The sequence below is a fragment of the Agromyces sp. NPDC058484 genome, assembly GCF_042720415.1.
GTDB lineage: Bacteria > Actinomycetota > Actinomycetes > Actinomycetales > Microbacteriaceae > Agromyces.
Genome location: NZ_JBHXMP010000006.1, coordinates 154,127 through 168,452, shown reverse-complemented (window position 1 = coordinate 168,452; position 14,326 = coordinate 154,127). Strand labels below are relative to the sequence as shown.

12 protein-coding genes are annotated in these 14,326 nt (G+C 69.6%); 10 read left to right on the top strand and 2 right to left on the bottom strand.

Annotation, left to right across the window (positions count from 1 at the left end):
- Window positions 1-3: 3 nt before the first annotated feature.
- Window positions 4-1,440, bottom strand: a complete 1,437-nt coding sequence (locus ACFWN7_RS07305) for a DUF222 domain-containing protein (RefSeq protein ID WP_376938095.1) — start codon at window positions 1,438-1,440, stop codon at window positions 4-6.
- A gap of 171 nt (window positions 1,441-1,611) precedes the next feature.
- Here ACFWN7_RS07305 and ACFWN7_RS07300 point away from each other — a divergent pair, with 171 nt between their 5' ends.
- Complete coding sequence (locus ACFWN7_RS07300; protein WP_376938094.1) at window positions 1,612-2,016, top strand: iron chaperone; 405 nt, start codon at window positions 1,612-1,614, stop codon at window positions 2,014-2,016.
- Between the two features lie 169 nt (window positions 2,017-2,185).
- Here ACFWN7_RS07300 and ACFWN7_RS07295 read toward each other — a convergent pair whose 3' ends face one another.
- Complete coding sequence (locus ACFWN7_RS07295) at window positions 2,186-3,601, bottom strand: PLP-dependent aminotransferase family protein (protein WP_376938093.1); 1,416 nt, start codon at window positions 3,599-3,601, stop codon at window positions 2,186-2,188.
- A gap of 215 nt (window positions 3,602-3,816) precedes the next feature.
- On the opposite strand from ACFWN7_RS07295, the gene ACFWN7_RS07290 reads away from it, so the two are divergent.
- The 9 genes from ACFWN7_RS07290 to ACFWN7_RS07250 all read left to right on the top strand — a co-directional run bounded on the left by ACFWN7_RS07290 (window position 3,817) and on the right by ACFWN7_RS07250 (window position 14,273).
- Entirely contained in the window at window positions 3,817-4,665 is an 849-nt protein-coding gene (locus tag ACFWN7_RS07290) for a nitrilase-related carbon-nitrogen hydrolase (protein ID WP_376938092.1), read from the top strand.
- A gap of 25 nt (window positions 4,666-4,690) precedes the next feature.
- Window positions 4,691-6,154, top strand: a complete 1,464-nt coding sequence (gene hydA / locus ACFWN7_RS07285) for a dihydropyrimidinase (RefSeq protein ID WP_376938091.1) — start codon at window positions 4,691-4,693, stop codon at window positions 6,152-6,154.
- A gap of 26 nt (window positions 6,155-6,180) precedes the next feature.
- On the top strand, window positions 6,181-7,233 hold the full coding sequence (locus ACFWN7_RS07280; protein WP_376938090.1) for a TIGR03842 family LLM class F420-dependent oxidoreductase: 1,053 nt from the start codon (window positions 6,181-6,183) through the stop codon (window positions 7,231-7,233).
- Entirely contained in the window at window positions 7,230-8,129 is a 900-nt protein-coding gene (locus ACFWN7_RS07275; protein WP_376938089.1) for an ABC transporter permease, read from the top strand. Before ACFWN7_RS07280 ends, ACFWN7_RS07275 begins: the two co-directional genes overlap by 4 nt.
- Window positions 8,126-9,094 (top strand): ABC transporter ATP-binding protein, encoded by a 969-nt coding sequence (locus ACFWN7_RS07270; protein ID WP_376938088.1) that lies wholly within the window; start codon window positions 8,126-8,128, stop codon window positions 9,092-9,094. The genes ACFWN7_RS07275 and ACFWN7_RS07270 overlap by 4 nt, the downstream gene beginning before the upstream one ends.
- A 139-nt stretch (window positions 9,095-9,233) precedes the next feature.
- Complete coding sequence (locus ACFWN7_RS07265) at window positions 9,234-10,013, top strand: ABC transporter permease (RefSeq protein WP_376938087.1); 780 nt, start codon at window positions 9,234-9,236, stop codon at window positions 10,011-10,013.
- A 136-nt stretch (window positions 10,014-10,149) separates the two neighbouring features.
- Complete coding sequence (locus ACFWN7_RS07260) at window positions 10,150-11,310, top strand: ABC transporter substrate-binding protein (RefSeq protein WP_376938086.1); 1,161 nt, start codon at window positions 10,150-10,152, stop codon at window positions 11,308-11,310.
- 12 nt (window positions 11,311-11,322) lie between these two features.
- Window positions 11,323-12,651, top strand: coding sequence for an aspartate aminotransferase family protein (locus tag ACFWN7_RS07255; RefSeq protein ID WP_376938085.1), 1,329 nt, complete (start codon window positions 11,323-11,325; stop codon window positions 12,649-12,651).
- 89 nt (window positions 12,652-12,740) lie between these two features.
- Entirely contained in the window at window positions 12,741-14,273 is a 1,533-nt protein-coding gene (locus ACFWN7_RS07250) for a CoA-acylating methylmalonate-semialdehyde dehydrogenase (protein ID WP_376938084.1), read from the top strand.
- Window positions 14,274-14,326: the final 53 nt, after the last annotated feature.

Here is a 14,326-nt window from a genome sequence, read left to right as displayed (position 1 = left end):
TCCTCACGCCGCCGCGACCGCACGGCGCAACTCGAATCGCGCTCGGCCACCGAGTCTCGGCGCCCGCTCGGGATCGACGTGCGGCGGTGGAAGGAACCACACTTCGCCGCGATCGACTCGGATGCCCCATCCCTCGCGGTGCACGGAGTGGTGGCAGAAGCTGCACAGCATCACCCCGTTCGCGAGATCGGTCGGCCCGGCGTCGCGCTCCCACCAGTCGATGTGGTGCGCTTCGACGTAGCCGATGTTCTGACCGCATGATGCGCAGCCGCCATCGCGTTCGCCGAGCGCGAGCCGCTGCGCGCGGCTGAAGAGCCGACCAGCACGCCCCAAGTCGAGGGGCAGGCTCTCGCCGCCGAACACCGCCGGAATCAGCTCGGCATCGGCGGCCATGCGCCGTGCCGTTGACGCGGAGATCGGCTGGTCGATGCCGTCGATGCTCGCGTGCCCGATCCCTTCGAGGAGGGTCTCGAGATTCAGGCGCACGACGACCGACGTCTTGGCAAGCGGCGTGGCGGTCTGCTCGCAGCCGAGCGTGTGCCGGGCGATCGCGGCGAGCGCGTCGGCCTGGATCTGCGGAATCGTGCGATCATCGGCGAGCACCGGCCCACCCTCGCCGGGCCCGCCGTCACCTGCTTCACGCCGTCGCAACGCGTCGCTGACCAGGGCGTCGATCGCCGCCTTCAGTGGTGCCGCACTCTCGGGGTCGAGCCGGGCATGCAGGTGCACCGTGCCGTTGCCGTCTTCGCGCATGGTGAGCGATCGCTCGGCCCGAAGCTGCTCCTCGCGTGGCTCCACCCCGTCGGCGTCGAGCCGCGCCTCGGCCTCGCGCACGCCGCGCATGAGCAGGTCGAGCGACGCCTGCGACGCGAGCTGCACGAGGGCAGCTTCGGCAACGTCGGCAAGGTCGGGGTCGCTGCGAACCGCGACGCGGTCGAGCATCGACGCGATCGCCGCCGCCGCCTCGACACTGATCGAAGCCGACCCGAGTGCTGAGGCCACGTGCGGATGCCGCGATTGCACCCGCTCGCCCCCGAAGCTCTGCCGCTCGGCAGTCGCCGCGCCGACGGCGATGAGCCGTGCCGCCTCACTGCGCGATGCACCGGTCGACGCCGCGATGAGCCGCACCGGGTTGTGAAACCCCTGGCTTCTCGCCAGCCCCTCTGCACCGAACTCGGGCGCAGATCGCCTTGCGACCTCGGCCGCCACACGCGTCAGCAGTGCGTCGGCCTCGCGTCGCAACCTCGAGAGCGCATCGGTGACCCGAACGAGACCCGCATCGCTCATCTGCTCGGCCGCACTCTGAGCGGCGGCCCCGCCGGCAGCGCCCGCCCCGCTCGCCGCGCCCACCACGAACACCGGCAACGCCGGCACGGCATCGCCCCACTCCGCGTGAAGTGCCGCGAGGTTTCGCTCGAGCGGCTGCAGTGGGTGATCCATGCCTCGATCCTGTCAGCACCCACCGACATCCGTCACCGAGGCATTCACCGCCACGACCTGCGATTTCTTCCTGTGAAGAAACCGTCTGACCGCGGGTCTGCGGAGGACGAGTCGAGCCACTCGGGTCGTCGACGAGGGGCGCGGCGGCGGAGCATCCGTACAGACTGGCGAATGATGAACCCCGAACGTCTCGCGCTCGACGGCACCGTTGACGCGGAGGAGGATGACGCCATGGGAACCATCGACGACTACCTCGCCGACCTCGACCCCGCTGACCGCGCGGTGATGCAGAAGGTGTACGCCGTCGCGCGGGAAGTGGCACCCGACGCCGAGCAGGGAACGGGCTACGGAATGCCCGCACTCGTGTATCGAGGTAAGCCGCTGCTGTCGGTCATGCGCGCCAAGAAGCACATCGGGGTCTACCCGTTCAGCCCCGACGCAGTCGATGCAGTCGCACCCGGGCTCGCCGGCTTCGACCTCGACAAAGGGACGATCAGGTTCCAACCCGACGTGCCGCTTCCCGACGACACCGTGCGCGCTCTGGTCGCGGTGCGGAAGGCGCAGATCGAGGGCTGAGCACCCGCAGGCAGCGCCTGCGCGAGATCCGGCCGACACATCCATTTTCTGGGCGGGTGCCGACAGATGCCGCGTCCCGCCTGCCCGCCGAGGCGCGGGCTCGCGCGCTCATCGACGCCCAGCTCGCCGCCGCGCTCGAGGCCGGCACCGCGATATCCGCGGACGACGCTCAGTAGCCCCCTGCCACGACGTGCTGCGCCGCCGTCGCGAGGGCATCGGCGACCTCGTCGACCCCGTCGCGCACCATGCCGACCGTCACGCGCACGAACTCCGCCCCTGGACGGAAGCGCATTCCGCCCGCGGCATCCGCCCCGTTCGCCGCCGCCAGGAACGGCGAACCCGCCGCCACCCTGATGCCCGCCGCCGCGAGTTGCACGAGGGCCGACCGTTCGCTCAGCACCGGCATCCAGAGGTTCACGCCGTCGGCCGGCGCCACCGCGACGCCCCGAACGCGCAGCGCGTCGCCCAGTGCGCGCTGCCGCGAGAAGTACTGCCGCCGCGCCTCCGCCACCGCGTCGAGCGACGCCCCGTCGGTGAGCAGGTCGAGCAGGATCGTCTGCAGCATCCGCGACGTCCATCCCGGTCCGAGCATGCGCCGCGCCGCGATCCGGTCGATGAGCTCGGGCGGGCCGCCGACCGCCGCGATCCGGAGGTCGGGTCCGTGCGACTTCGAGAAGCTGCGCACGTGCACCACCTGCCCGGGCAGCCAGTTTCCGAGCGTGACGTCGCCTTCGGTGGAGATCATTCCCGAATGGTCGTCTTCGATCACGACGAGCGCGTCGCCGCGTTCGGCCGTGCGGATGACCCCCGCCAGCGTCTCGGCGCGATCCGGCGACATCGAGGCGCCGGTGGGGTTCTGGGCCCGTGGCTGCACGAGCGCTGCGACCGGCCCGCTGAGCAGCGCCACCGCGAGTGCGTCGGGGATCATCCCGTGCTCGTCGATCGCGACCGGCACCGCGACCGCGCCGAGCACGTCGAGCAGGTCGAGGAACGGGGGGAATCCCGGGTGCTCCACCACGACCCGGTCGCCGAACCGCACGAGCTGCTCCAGTGTGCGGGAGACGGCGTCGAGCGCCCCGTCGACGACCATGATGTGCTCGACCGGCGCGGGCCACGAGTGGGCGAGCACGGTCGCGAGCGCCGGGATCACGGGCACCGACTGGTAGCTGCCGGTCTCGGCGCGCGTCGAGACGCGCGAGAGCGCCGGCGCGAGCGCGGGCAGCAGCAGGGGATCGGGCGTGCCGCGCGAGAGGTCGAGGCGCACCGGGTCGTCGGGTGCGGCCATGCCGCGCATGCGCAGCGCGAGACGACCGGCGGATGCCTCGCGCACGAAGCTGCCCGCACGCCCTCGTGACTCGATCAACCCGGCGCCGGCCAGCGCCTGCCAGGCCTGGCTGACGGTGGCGGGGCTCACCCCGAGCTCGGTCGCGAGTTCGCGCACGGTGGGCAGTCGCACACCCGCCGCGAGCTCACCCCCGGTCACGAGCCGGGCGAGGTCGCCGGCGATGCCCTTCGGCGTCGTGTCGTCGAAGGGCGCGAGCGACGTGAGGTCCGAGGCATCAACACGAAAACCCGATCGCACCATTGCCTCCTCACGCTGCAGGCGACAGGATGAGTTCACCACAACGTCACAATGTGAAACATAAGGGAAATGTTCAGGCCGAACAATAACAGAACGGGTCCCGAGGCCCGTCGGGCAGCAGCCATCGGCACCACCTCTCGGCGTTCCACGACCCGGTAGGCGCGAGCACCGCACCTACCGGGTCGGCGGCGACGACGCCGACCGACTCAGGAGGCAACATGACGATCGTCCGAGCGGCCATCACGCAGACGACCTGGACCGGCGACAAGGAGTCCATGCTCGACAAGCACGAGCAGTTCGCCCGGCAGGCGAAGGAGCAGGGTGCCCAGGTGATCTGCTTCCAGGAGCTGTTCTACGGCCCCTACTTCGGCATCACCGAGGACGTGAAGTACTACGACTACGCCGAGCCGGCCGACGGTCCGATCGTGCAGCGGTTCGCCGCGCTCGCGAAGGAGCTCGGCATGGTCATGATCCTCCCGATCTACGAGGAGGAGCAGCCCGGGGTCTACTACAACACCGCGGTCGTGGTCGACAGCGACGGCACCATCCTCGGCAAGTACCGCAAGCACCACATCCCCAACCTCGACAAGTTCTGGGAGAAGTTCTACTTCCGCCCCGGCAACCTCGGCTACCCGGTGTTCGACACCGCGGTCGGACCGGTGGGGGTCTACATCTGCTACGACCGGCACTTCCCCGAGGGATGGCGCGAGCTGGGCCTGAACGGCGCGCAGATCGTGTTCAACCCGAATGCCACGAAGCCCGGTCTCTCCAACCGCCTCTGGGAGATCGAACAGCCCGCCGCGGCCGCCGCGAACGGGTACTTCGTCGCCGCGGCCAACCGCGTCGGCCTCGAGGACAACGAATACGGCGAGCTCGCCGTGAACTTCTACGGCAAGAGCCAGTTCGTCGACCCGCAGGGCAACATCGTGGGCGGCTACGGTTCCGAAAGCCAGGAGGAGGTCGTGGTGCGCGACCTCGACCTCGACATGATCCGCGACGTGCGCAACGCGTGGCAGTTCTACCGCGATCGCCGGCCCGACTCCTACGCGTCCATCCCGAAGCCGTGACCGACGCCGTTACGAAGGAGCGCCCATGACCACCACCCTCATCACCGGCGGCACCGTCGTCGGCGCCACGGGACGCGCCGCCGCCGACGTGCTCATCGACGGCGAGACGATCCGGGCCGTGCTCGAGCCCGGCAGCACCCTGCTCGGCACGGATGTCGCGGCATCCGTCGACCGGGTCATCGACGCCGCCGGCAAGTACGTCATCCCCGGCGGCATCGACGCGCACACCCATATGCAGCTGCCGTTCGGCGGCACCGAGGCATCCGACACCTTCGAGACCGGCACCCGGGCCGCCGCACACGGCGGTACCACATCGATCATCGACTTCGCCGTGCAGACCTACGGGCAGCGCGTCGAAGACGGACTGGCGGCGTGGCACGAGAAGGCCGCGGGCAACTGCGCGATCGACTACGGGTTCCACCAGATCGTCGGCGACGTCAACGAAGCGTCGCTCGAGGCGATGCGGCGGCTTCCCGACGAGGGCGTCTCGAGCTTCAAGCTGTTCATGGCATACCCGGGCGTCTTCTACTCGGATGACGCGCAGGTGCTGAAGGCCATGCAGGTCTCGCGGGACACCGGCATGCTCACGATGATGCACGCCGAGAACGGTCCCGCGATCGACGTGCTCGCCCAGCAGCTCGTCGACCAGGGGAACACCGATCCGTACTTCCACGGCGTTGCACGCGCGTGGGAGATGGAGGAGGAGGCGACGCATCGCGCCATCATGCTCGCGAAGGTCACCGGCGCCCCGCTCTACGTGGTGCACGTGTCGGCGAAGCAGGCCGTCGAACAGCTGGCCTGGGCGCGAGACAAGGGCTGGAACGTCTACGGCGAGACCTGTCCGCAGTACCTCTACCTGAGTCTCGAGGAGCAGCTCGGCGCGAAGAGCGACGAGTGGGGGGCCTTCGAGGGTGCGAAGTGGGTGTGCTCCACGCCGCTGCGCAGCCGAGAACAAGGCCACCAGCACGCCATGTGGCAGGCGCTGCGCACGAACGACCTGCAGATGGTCTCCACCGACCACTGCCCGTTCTGCATCAAGGACCAGAAGGAGCTCGGGCTCGGCGACTTCCGCAAGATCCCGAACGGCATCGGCGGCATCGAGCATCGCATGGACCTCATGTACCAGGGCGTCGTCACGGGCGAGATCACGCTCGAGCGCTGGGTGGAGCTCACCAGTACCACGCCGGCCAGGATGTTCGGCCTCGCCGGGAGGAAGGGCGTCATCCAGCCCGGCGCCGATGCCGACCTCGTCGTCTACGACCCGAACGGGCACACGTCGATCGGGCTCGCGCTGGATTCATCCGGGAACCCGACGGGCCGGGCCCACCACATGAACATGGACTACTCGGCGTGGGAGGGCTACGAGATCGATGGCCACGTCGACACCGTGCTGTCGCGCGGCAAGGTCGTGGTCGACGGCGACGAGTACCTCGGCGCCAAGGGCGACGGACAGTTCCTGAAGCGCGGCCTCAGCAAGTACCTGATCTGACACGTCGACCATCCCAGGGAGCCACCATGGAGTTCGGAGCGGTACTGCAGGCCAACCCGCCGGCGTCGCGCACCATCCAGCTCGCGAAGCTCGCCGAGGCGCACGGCTTCACGCACGTGTGGACGTTCGACTCCCACCTGCTGTGGCAGGAGCCGTACGTCATCTACAGCCAGATCCTCGCGCAGACCCAGCGCATCAAGGTCGGCCCGTTCGTCACCAACCCGGCGACCCGCGACTGGACGGTCACGGCATCCGTCTTCGCCACCCTGAACGAGATGTTCGGCAACCGCACCGTGTGCGGCATCGGCCGCGGCGACTCGGCCGTGCGCGTGACGAACGGCAAACCGACCACCATCGCCGAGCTGCGCGAGTCGATCCACGTCATCCGCGAGCTCGCGAACTCGCGGCCGGTCGAGTACCACGGCTCGCAGCTGCAGTTCCCGTGGTCGCGCGGCTCCGAGCTCGAGGTGTGGGTGGCGGCCTACGGGCCGATGGCCCTGAAGCTCGCGGGGGAGGTGGGCGACGGGTTCATCCTGCAGCTGGCAGACGTCGACATCGCGGCCTGGATGATCAAGACGGTCCGGGATGCCGCGGAGGCGGCGGGCCGTGACCCGAAGTCGGTGAAGTTCTGCGTCGCCGCCCCCATGTACATCGGCGACGACTGGCAGCACATGCGCGAACAGTGCCGCTGGTTCGGCGGCATGGTGGGCAACCACGTCGCCGACATCGTCGCGAAGTACGGCCCGTCGACGGGCTCAGGGACCGGTGCGGTGCCCGACGCCCTGACCGACTACATCAAGGGCCGCGAGGGCTACGACTACAACGAGCACGGTCGCGCCGGCAACGTGCACACCGAGTTCGTGCCCGACGAGATCGTCGACCGGTTCTGCGTGCTCGGCACGGCCGACCAGCACATCGAGAAGCTGAAACAGCTCGCCGACCTCGGCGCCGACCAGTTCGCGGGCTATCTCCAGCACGACAACAAGGAGGAGACGCTCAGGGTCTACGGCGAGACCGTGATCCCCGCCCTCTCCGAGCACATCACGGCCACTCTTCGACGGGCTCAGGACCCGGCATGACGATGACCGGTGGAAGCCGGCGCGCGAGCCGCGAACTCGCTCGATGGGGCTGGGGTCTCGGCGGCATCCTCGCCATCGTGCTGATCTGGGAGGGCTACAAGCTGCTCGGCCCCGCCGACGGCGTGGTGATCGGCGGCATCCGCGTGCTGCCGCGCACCACCGATCTCGCGATGCCGCACGTGTGGGACATGCTCGCCCGCCTCGCCGAGCCGGTGACCCGATCGCCCTCCGCCCAGCCCCTCTGGGCGACGGTGGCGCTCGCCGCCCTGCTGACCCTCGGCATCGCGGCCGTCGGATGGCTCGTCGGCGTCGTCGTGGGCATCGGCCTCGCCCTCGTCATGCAGCGCTGGCGCATCGCCGAGTGGGGCCTGCTCCCGTGGATCGTGCTCAGCCAGACCGTGCCGCTCATCGCGTTCGCGCCCGTCGTGAAGAGTTGGGGCTCGCGGGTCGAGATCGGCGGGTTCGAATGGCAGGACTGGATGTCGGTGGCGCTCATCGCGAGCTACCTCGCCTTCTTCCCGATCGCCGTCGGCGCCCTGAAGGGCCTGCAGTCGCCCGACCGCATCCACGAGGAACTGATGCAGACGTATGCCGCGGGGTACTGGAACACCCTGGTGAAGCTCCGCTTCCCGGCATCCGTGCCGTACCTGCTGCCCGCGTTGCGGCTCGGAGCGGCGAACGCCGTGGTCGGTGCGGTGGTCGCCGAGGTGTCGACGGGCCTGCAGGGCGGCATCGGCCGCATCCTCATCCAGTTCGCCGGCCAGGCCTCGGGCGACCCGGCCAAGGCGTGGGGCCCGATCTACGGCGCCATCGTGCTCGGGCTGGTGGCGGCCGGCAGCGTCGCCCTGCTCGGCCTGATCCTCAGGAACTACCGACGAACGGAGGAAGCCGCATGAGCGGGCTTCAGAGCGATGGGTTCCGGGCTCGATCGGCGGATGCCGCGGCCGCCACGACCGCGGTCGAGATCCGCGACGTCGACAAGGTGTTCGAGACCCGCTCCGGGCAGGTGCAGGCGCTCGACACGATCGACCTCACGGTCGGCCCCGGCGAGTTCGTCTCGCTGATCGGGCCGAGCGGATGCGGCAAGTCGACGCTCATGCGCCTGATCGCCGACCTCGACGAGCCCACCGGCGGCAGCGTCACCGTGTTCGGCAAGAGCGCGAGACGGGCCCGGCTCGACCAGGAGTACGGCATCGCGTTCCAGTCCGCCGGGCTCCTGCCGTGGCGCACGGTCGCCGCGAACGTCGCCCTGCCGCTCGAACTGCACGGCGTGGCATCCCATCGACCCTTCGACCCTTCGACCCTTCGACAGGCTCAGGGCACCGCAAGCTCGGGGCACCGCAAGCTCAGGGCACCGCAGGCTCAGGGCGGCGCCGCTGCGCGTTCCTCCCGGGTCGCCGAGCTCCTCGAGATGGTCGGCCTCGCCGACTTCGCCGACCGTTACCCCGACCAACTGTCGGGCGGCATGCAGCAGCGCGTCGCGATCGCCCGCTCGCTCGCCGAGCAACCCAGGCTGCTGCTCATGGACGAGCCGTTCGGCGCGCTCGACGAGATGACCCGCGAGAAGATGCAGACCGAGCTCGTGCGCATCTCGGCCGAGACGGGCGCCGCGGTGGTGTTCGTGACCCACTCGATCCCCGAGGCGGTGTTCCTCTCCGACCGGGTGGTCGTGATGTCGCCGCGCCCCGGCCGCATCCAGGAGATCGTGCCGATGCGACTCGGTGCGGATGCCTCGCGGGCGGCCCGCACCGAGGGGCTGCGCGAGGAGCGCACGTTCTTCGACATGGTCACCGCCGTGCGCGAGGCGCTGCACGACGGCTCGCCCGTGGCATCCGGCCCGCGCGGAGTGGAGACGCGATGACCGAACTGCTTACCGCCGCCGAGCGTGCCCGAAACGCACGCCGCATGCTGCCGGGCGGGCTCGACGGGCGTGATTTCGAGCACATTCGGCGAATGGAGGCGGCATTGTGACCGTTGCCGATGTACGCCAGCGGCGGCGCATGAGCCCGCGCACCGAGACGACGCTGCGCATCGTCGCGCCCGTGGTGGTGGGGCTCCTCGTGCTGGGCGCATGGCAATTCCTCGTGAGCGTGGTGGGTGTCTCCGACTACCTGCTGCCGAGCCCCGCGTCGATCATCGAGGAGTTCGTCGCCTACTGGCCGTCGATCGTCGAGGCGACGATCCTCACCGGCACGAACGCGCTCATCGGCCTCGTCGCCGGCTCGATCCTCGGCATCCTCCTCGCCGCGCTCGCCGCCCGCTGGCGCGCCATCGACCACATGAGCGCGCCCGTCGTCGCCTCGCTCGCCGTCGTGCCGATCGTCGCGCTCGCACCCGTGCTCAACTCGATGTTCGGCGCCGACAGCCAGTTCGGGCGGCAGGCGATCGCCGCGCTCGCGTCGTTCGTGCCGGTGTTCCTGAACACGCTGCGCGGGTTCCGGCAGACGGCGCCCGTGCACCGCGACCTCATGAAGGCGTACGCGGCGACCTCCGGCCAGGTGCTCCGCACGCTGACACTGCCCACCGCGCGGCCGTTCATCCTCACCGGCATCCGCATCGCCTCGTCGCTCGCCGTGATCTCTGCGCTCGTCGCCGAGTACTTCGGCGGCCCGCGTGGCGGGCTGGGCGCGCTCATCTCCACGTCGGCCGCGTCGAGCGCATATGCGCGCGCCTGGGCGTACGTCGTGGCATCCATCTTCCTCGGGCTGCTCTTCTACCTCGTGACGCTCGGCCTCGAACGGCTGCTGCAACCTCACGCGGGTCGGGGAGGCGCGCGATGACGCACATTCTCCGTTCCCGGGGTGCTTTCCGGCCGGGTTCACGGTCTCATGCGCATGAATCTGGCCGGAAAGCACCCCCGGAACGACGAAGAACCTGTACCAACCACCAACGCACCGAGAACAGAAAGGCACTGACATGAACCACAGCACACGTCGCGTCGCGACGATCGGCGGCCTGGCCCTCGCGGCGGCGCTCACGCTCACGGCGTGTTCGGCGCCCGGCGGCGACACCGGTGGCACCGACGGGGCCGATGGCGGAGGCGGCGACCTCACGCCTGTGAAGCTCCAGCTCCAGTGGCTGCCGCAGGGCCAGTTCGCGGGCTACTTCGCCGCCCAGGAACTCGGGTACTTCGAGGAGGAGGGTCTTGAGGTCGAGATCATCCCGTCGGGCGGTGACATCGTGCCGCAGGACGCGCTCGCCAACGGCGACGTCGACTACGCGATCGCGTGGGTGCCGAAGGTGCTCGGCTCGATCGAGCAGGGGGCGAACCTCACGAACATCGCCCAGATCTTCCAGGAGTCCGGCACCTTGCAGGTGTCGTGGGCGGATTCGGGCATCGACTCGGTCGACGACTTCGAGGGCAAGAAGATCGGCTCGTGGGGCTTCGGCAACGAGTGGGAGATATTCGCGGCAATGGCCGCCGAGGGCCTCGACTCGTCGACCGTGCAGATCATCACCCAGGACTTCAACATGAACGCCTTCCTGCAGGGCGACATCGACGCCGCACAGGCGATGACCTACAACGAGTACGCCCAGCTGCTCGAGGCGGTGAACCCCGACACCGGTGAGCTCTACCAGCCCGAGGACTTCAACGTCATCAGCTACCAGGACACCGTGGGCGCCATGCTGCAGGACGCGATCTGGGCCGACACCGAGCGACTCGAGAGCGACGAGGCCTACCAGGAGACGACGGTCGCGTTCCTCAAGGCGGTCATCAGGGGCTGGATCTACGCCGCCGAGAACCCCGAGGAGGCGTCGGAGATCACGATCGCGGCCGGCTCCGGCTGGGGCCCCAGTCACGAGCTCTGGATGGTCAACGAGACGAACAAGCTGATCTGGCCGGCGCCCGACGGCATCGGCATGATCGACGAGAAGGCCTGGAATGCCACGGTCGCAGGCGCCCTGAGCGCCGTCAACGAGGCGGGCGCGAGCCCGATCACCGAGGAGCCGCCCGCCACGGCGTGGACGAACGACTGGATCCAGAAGGCGCTCGACGAACTCGAGGGCGAGGGCGTCGACGTCACCGGTGAGAACTTCGAACCCATCGAGGTCGAGCTCGCCGAGGGCGGCAACTAGGAGGGGGAAGCAATGACCGAGAACCTCGACGAGAACCTCGACGATCTCGACGCGCTCGCCCGCGAGCTCGACCGCGACCACGTGTTCCACTCGTGGTCGGCGCAGTCGCAGCTGTCCTCGCTCGTCGTCGCGAGCGGCCGCGGATGCCGCGTCTGGGATCACGCAGGCCGCGAGTACCTCGACTTCTCGAGCCAGCTCGTGAACGTCAACATCGGCCACCAGCATCCGGCCGTCGTGGAGGCGATCCGCGAGCAGGCCGAGCTCCTGACCACCATCGCGCCGTCGACCGTGAACCTCGCCCGCGGCGAGGCCGCGAAACGCATCGTCGGCCACGCCCCGCCGGGCTTCCACAAGGTGTTCTTCACGAACGGCGGCGCCGATGCGAACGAGAACGCGATCCGGATGGCGCGGCTGCACACCGGCCGCGACAAGGTCCTCTCGACGTACCGCTCGTACCACGGCAACACCGGGGCGGCCGTGGTCGCGACCGGCGACTGGCGGCGCATCCCGAACGAGTTCGCCCGCGGGCACGTGCACTTCTTCGGGCCGTACCTCTACCGCTCCGAGTTCTGGGCGACGACGCCGGAGGAGGAGTCGGAGCGTGCGCTCCACCACCTGCGCCGGGTCATCGAGGCCGAGGGTCCGTCGTCGATCGCGGCGATCCTGCTCGAGACGGTACCCGGCACGGCCGGCATCATGCTGCCGCCGCCGGGCTACCTCTCGGGTGTGCGCGAGCTCTGCGACCGGCACGGCATCCTGCTCATCCTCGACGAGGTGATGGCGGGCTTCGGCCGCACCGGTCGCTGGTTCGCGTTCGACGGATACGACGTGCGACCCGACCTGATCACCTTCGCGAAGGGCGTGAACTCCGGGTACATCCCGGTCGGCGGCGTGATCATCTCCGACCCCATCGCCGCGACGTTCGACGACCGGGTGTTCCCGGGCGGGCTCACGTATTCGGGGCATCCGCTCGCGATGGCCTCGATCGTCGCGACGCTCGATGCCATGGAGTCGGAGGGCATCGTCGACCACGCCAGGGCGATCGGCGACACCGAGATCGGCCCGGCGCTCGCCGAGCTCGCCGAGAAGCACGACGTGATCGGCGAGGTGCGCGGCGAGGGCGTGTTCTGGGCGATGGAGCTCGTCGCCGACCCGGCCACACGCGAGCCGCTGCCGGCGGCCGCGATGGGCCGTCTCAAGTCCGCGCTCGTCGCGCGCGGGCTCCTGCCGTTCGTGCAGGACAACCGCATCCACGTGGTGCCGCCGTGCGTCGTCACGGTCGAGGATGTCGCCGAGGCGATGCCGATCTACGATGAAGTACTGAGCACCGCACTCGCCTGAGACGTTCGGCCCCCTGAGCCTGTCGAAGGGGCCGAAGACCGGACTGCTCGCTTCGACAGGCTCAGCGAGCGGATGCATGGAGGCATCTCATGAGTCAGACACTGTCAGACACCGCACGGTCGGCCGCCGGCACGGCGACCGTGGAGCACTGGATCGACGGGGCATCCGTCGCCGGCGGCTCCGACCGCACCGGGCCCGTCTACAACCCCGCGCTCGGCGTCGAGCAGAAGCGCGTGCGCTTCGCCTCGACCGACGACGTCGACATGGCGGTGCAGGCCGCCGCTCGCGCCTTCCCCGCGTGGCGCGACACGTCGATCGCGAAGCGCCAGGCGGTGATGTTCGCCTTCCGGGAGCTCCTCGCGTCGCGCACCGACGAGCTCGCCGCGATCCTCACGAGCGAGCACGGCAAGGTGCTGTCGGATGCCGCGGGCGAGATCGCGCGTGGACTCGAGGTCGTCGAGCTCGCCTGCGCCATGCCCGGCTACACGAAGGGCGAATACTCCGAGAACGTGTCGACGGGCATCGACGTGTACACGACGCGCCAGCCCGTGGGCGTCGTCGGCATCATCAGCCCGTTCAACTTCCCGGCGATGGTGCCGCTGTGGTTCTTCCCGCTCGCGATCGCGACCGGCAACACCGTCGTGCTGAAGCCCTCGGAGAAGGATCCGTCGGCCGCGGTGTGGCTCGCGAAGCTGATGCAGGAGGCGGGCCTGCCCGATGGCGTGCTGAACGTCGTGCACGGCGACAAGGTCGCGGTCGACGCGCTGCTCCACCATCCGACGGTGCGCTCGATCTCGTTCGTCGGCTCGACCCCGATCGCGCAGTACATCTACACGACGGCCACGGCCAACGGCAAGCGCGTACAGGCGCTCGGCGGCGCGAAGAACCACATGCTCGTGCTTCCCGACGCCGACCTCGACCTCGCCGCGGATGCCGCGGTGAACGCGGGCTTCGGCTCGGCCGGGGAGCGCTGCATGGCGATCTCGGCGGTGCTCGCGGTCGACTCGATCGCCGACGAGTTCGTCGCGAAGGTGGCCGAGCGGATGTCGCGGCTCAAGATCGGCGACGGCACCCGCGGCTGTGACATGGGCCCGCTCATCACCCGCGAGCACCGTGACAAGGTCGCGGGATACCTCGACGTCGCGGCATCCGACGGCGCCTCGGTGGTGGTCGACGGACGCGACCCCGACGTCGACGGCGAGCCCGACGGGTTCTGGATGGGCCCCACCCTCGTCGACAAGGTGCCGACGTCGTCGGCCGTGTACCGCGACGAGATCTTCGGACCGGTGCTCTCGGTCGTGCGCGTCGAAGGCTACGAAGACGGTCTCGAGATCATCAACGAGTCGCGGTACGGCAACGGCACGGCGATCTTCACGAACGACGGCGGTGCCGCACGGCGATTCCAGCGCGAGGTGACGGTCGGCATGGTCGGCATCAACGTGCCGATTCCGGTGCCGGTGGCGTACCACTCGTTCGGCGGCTGGAAGGATTCGCTGTTCGGCAACGCCAAGGCCTACGGCGCGCGCGGGTTCGACTTCTACACGCAGGAGAAGGCGATCACGTCGCGCTGGCTCGACCCGAGCCACGGCGGGCTGAACCTGGGCTTCCCGCAGCACGACTGACGACCCATGCCCTGCGCCGACCGCGACGAGGATCGCGGTCGCGAGGTCAGCTG

Coding starts and splice junctions, on each gene's coding strand:
- ACFWN7_RS07305 (WP_376938095.1), bottom strand. CDS start 1,440: ATGGATCACCCACTGCAGCCGCTCGAGCGAAACCTCGCGGCACTTCAC.
- ACFWN7_RS07300 (WP_376938094.1), top strand. CDS start 1,612: ATGATGAACCCCGAACGTCTCGCGCTCGACGGCACCGTTGACGCGGAG.
- ACFWN7_RS07295 (WP_376938093.1), bottom strand. CDS start 3,601: ATGGTGCGATCGGGTTTTCGTGTTGATGCCTCGGACCTCACGTCGCTC.
- ACFWN7_RS07290 (WP_376938092.1), top strand. CDS start 3,817: ATGACGATCGTCCGAGCGGCCATCACGCAGACGACCTGGACCGGCGAC.
- hydA (WP_376938091.1), top strand. CDS start 4,691: ATGACCACCACCCTCATCACCGGCGGCACCGTCGTCGGCGCCACGGGA.
- ACFWN7_RS07280 (WP_376938090.1), top strand. CDS start 6,181: ATGGAGTTCGGAGCGGTACTGCAGGCCAACCCGCCGGCGTCGCGCACC.
- ACFWN7_RS07275 (WP_376938089.1), top strand. CDS start 7,230: ATGACGATGACCGGTGGAAGCCGGCGCGCGAGCCGCGAACTCGCTCGA.
- ACFWN7_RS07270 (WP_376938088.1), top strand. CDS start 8,126: ATGAGCGGGCTTCAGAGCGATGGGTTCCGGGCTCGATCGGCGGATGCC.
- ACFWN7_RS07265 (WP_376938087.1), top strand. CDS start 9,234: ATGAGCCCGCGCACCGAGACGACGCTGCGCATCGTCGCGCCCGTGGTG.
- ACFWN7_RS07260 (WP_376938086.1), top strand. CDS start 10,150: ATGAACCACAGCACACGTCGCGTCGCGACGATCGGCGGCCTGGCCCTC.
- ACFWN7_RS07255 (WP_376938085.1), top strand. CDS start 11,323: ATGACCGAGAACCTCGACGAGAACCTCGACGATCTCGACGCGCTCGCC.
- ACFWN7_RS07250 (WP_376938084.1), top strand. CDS start 12,741: ATGAGTCAGACACTGTCAGACACCGCACGGTCGGCCGCCGGCACGGCG.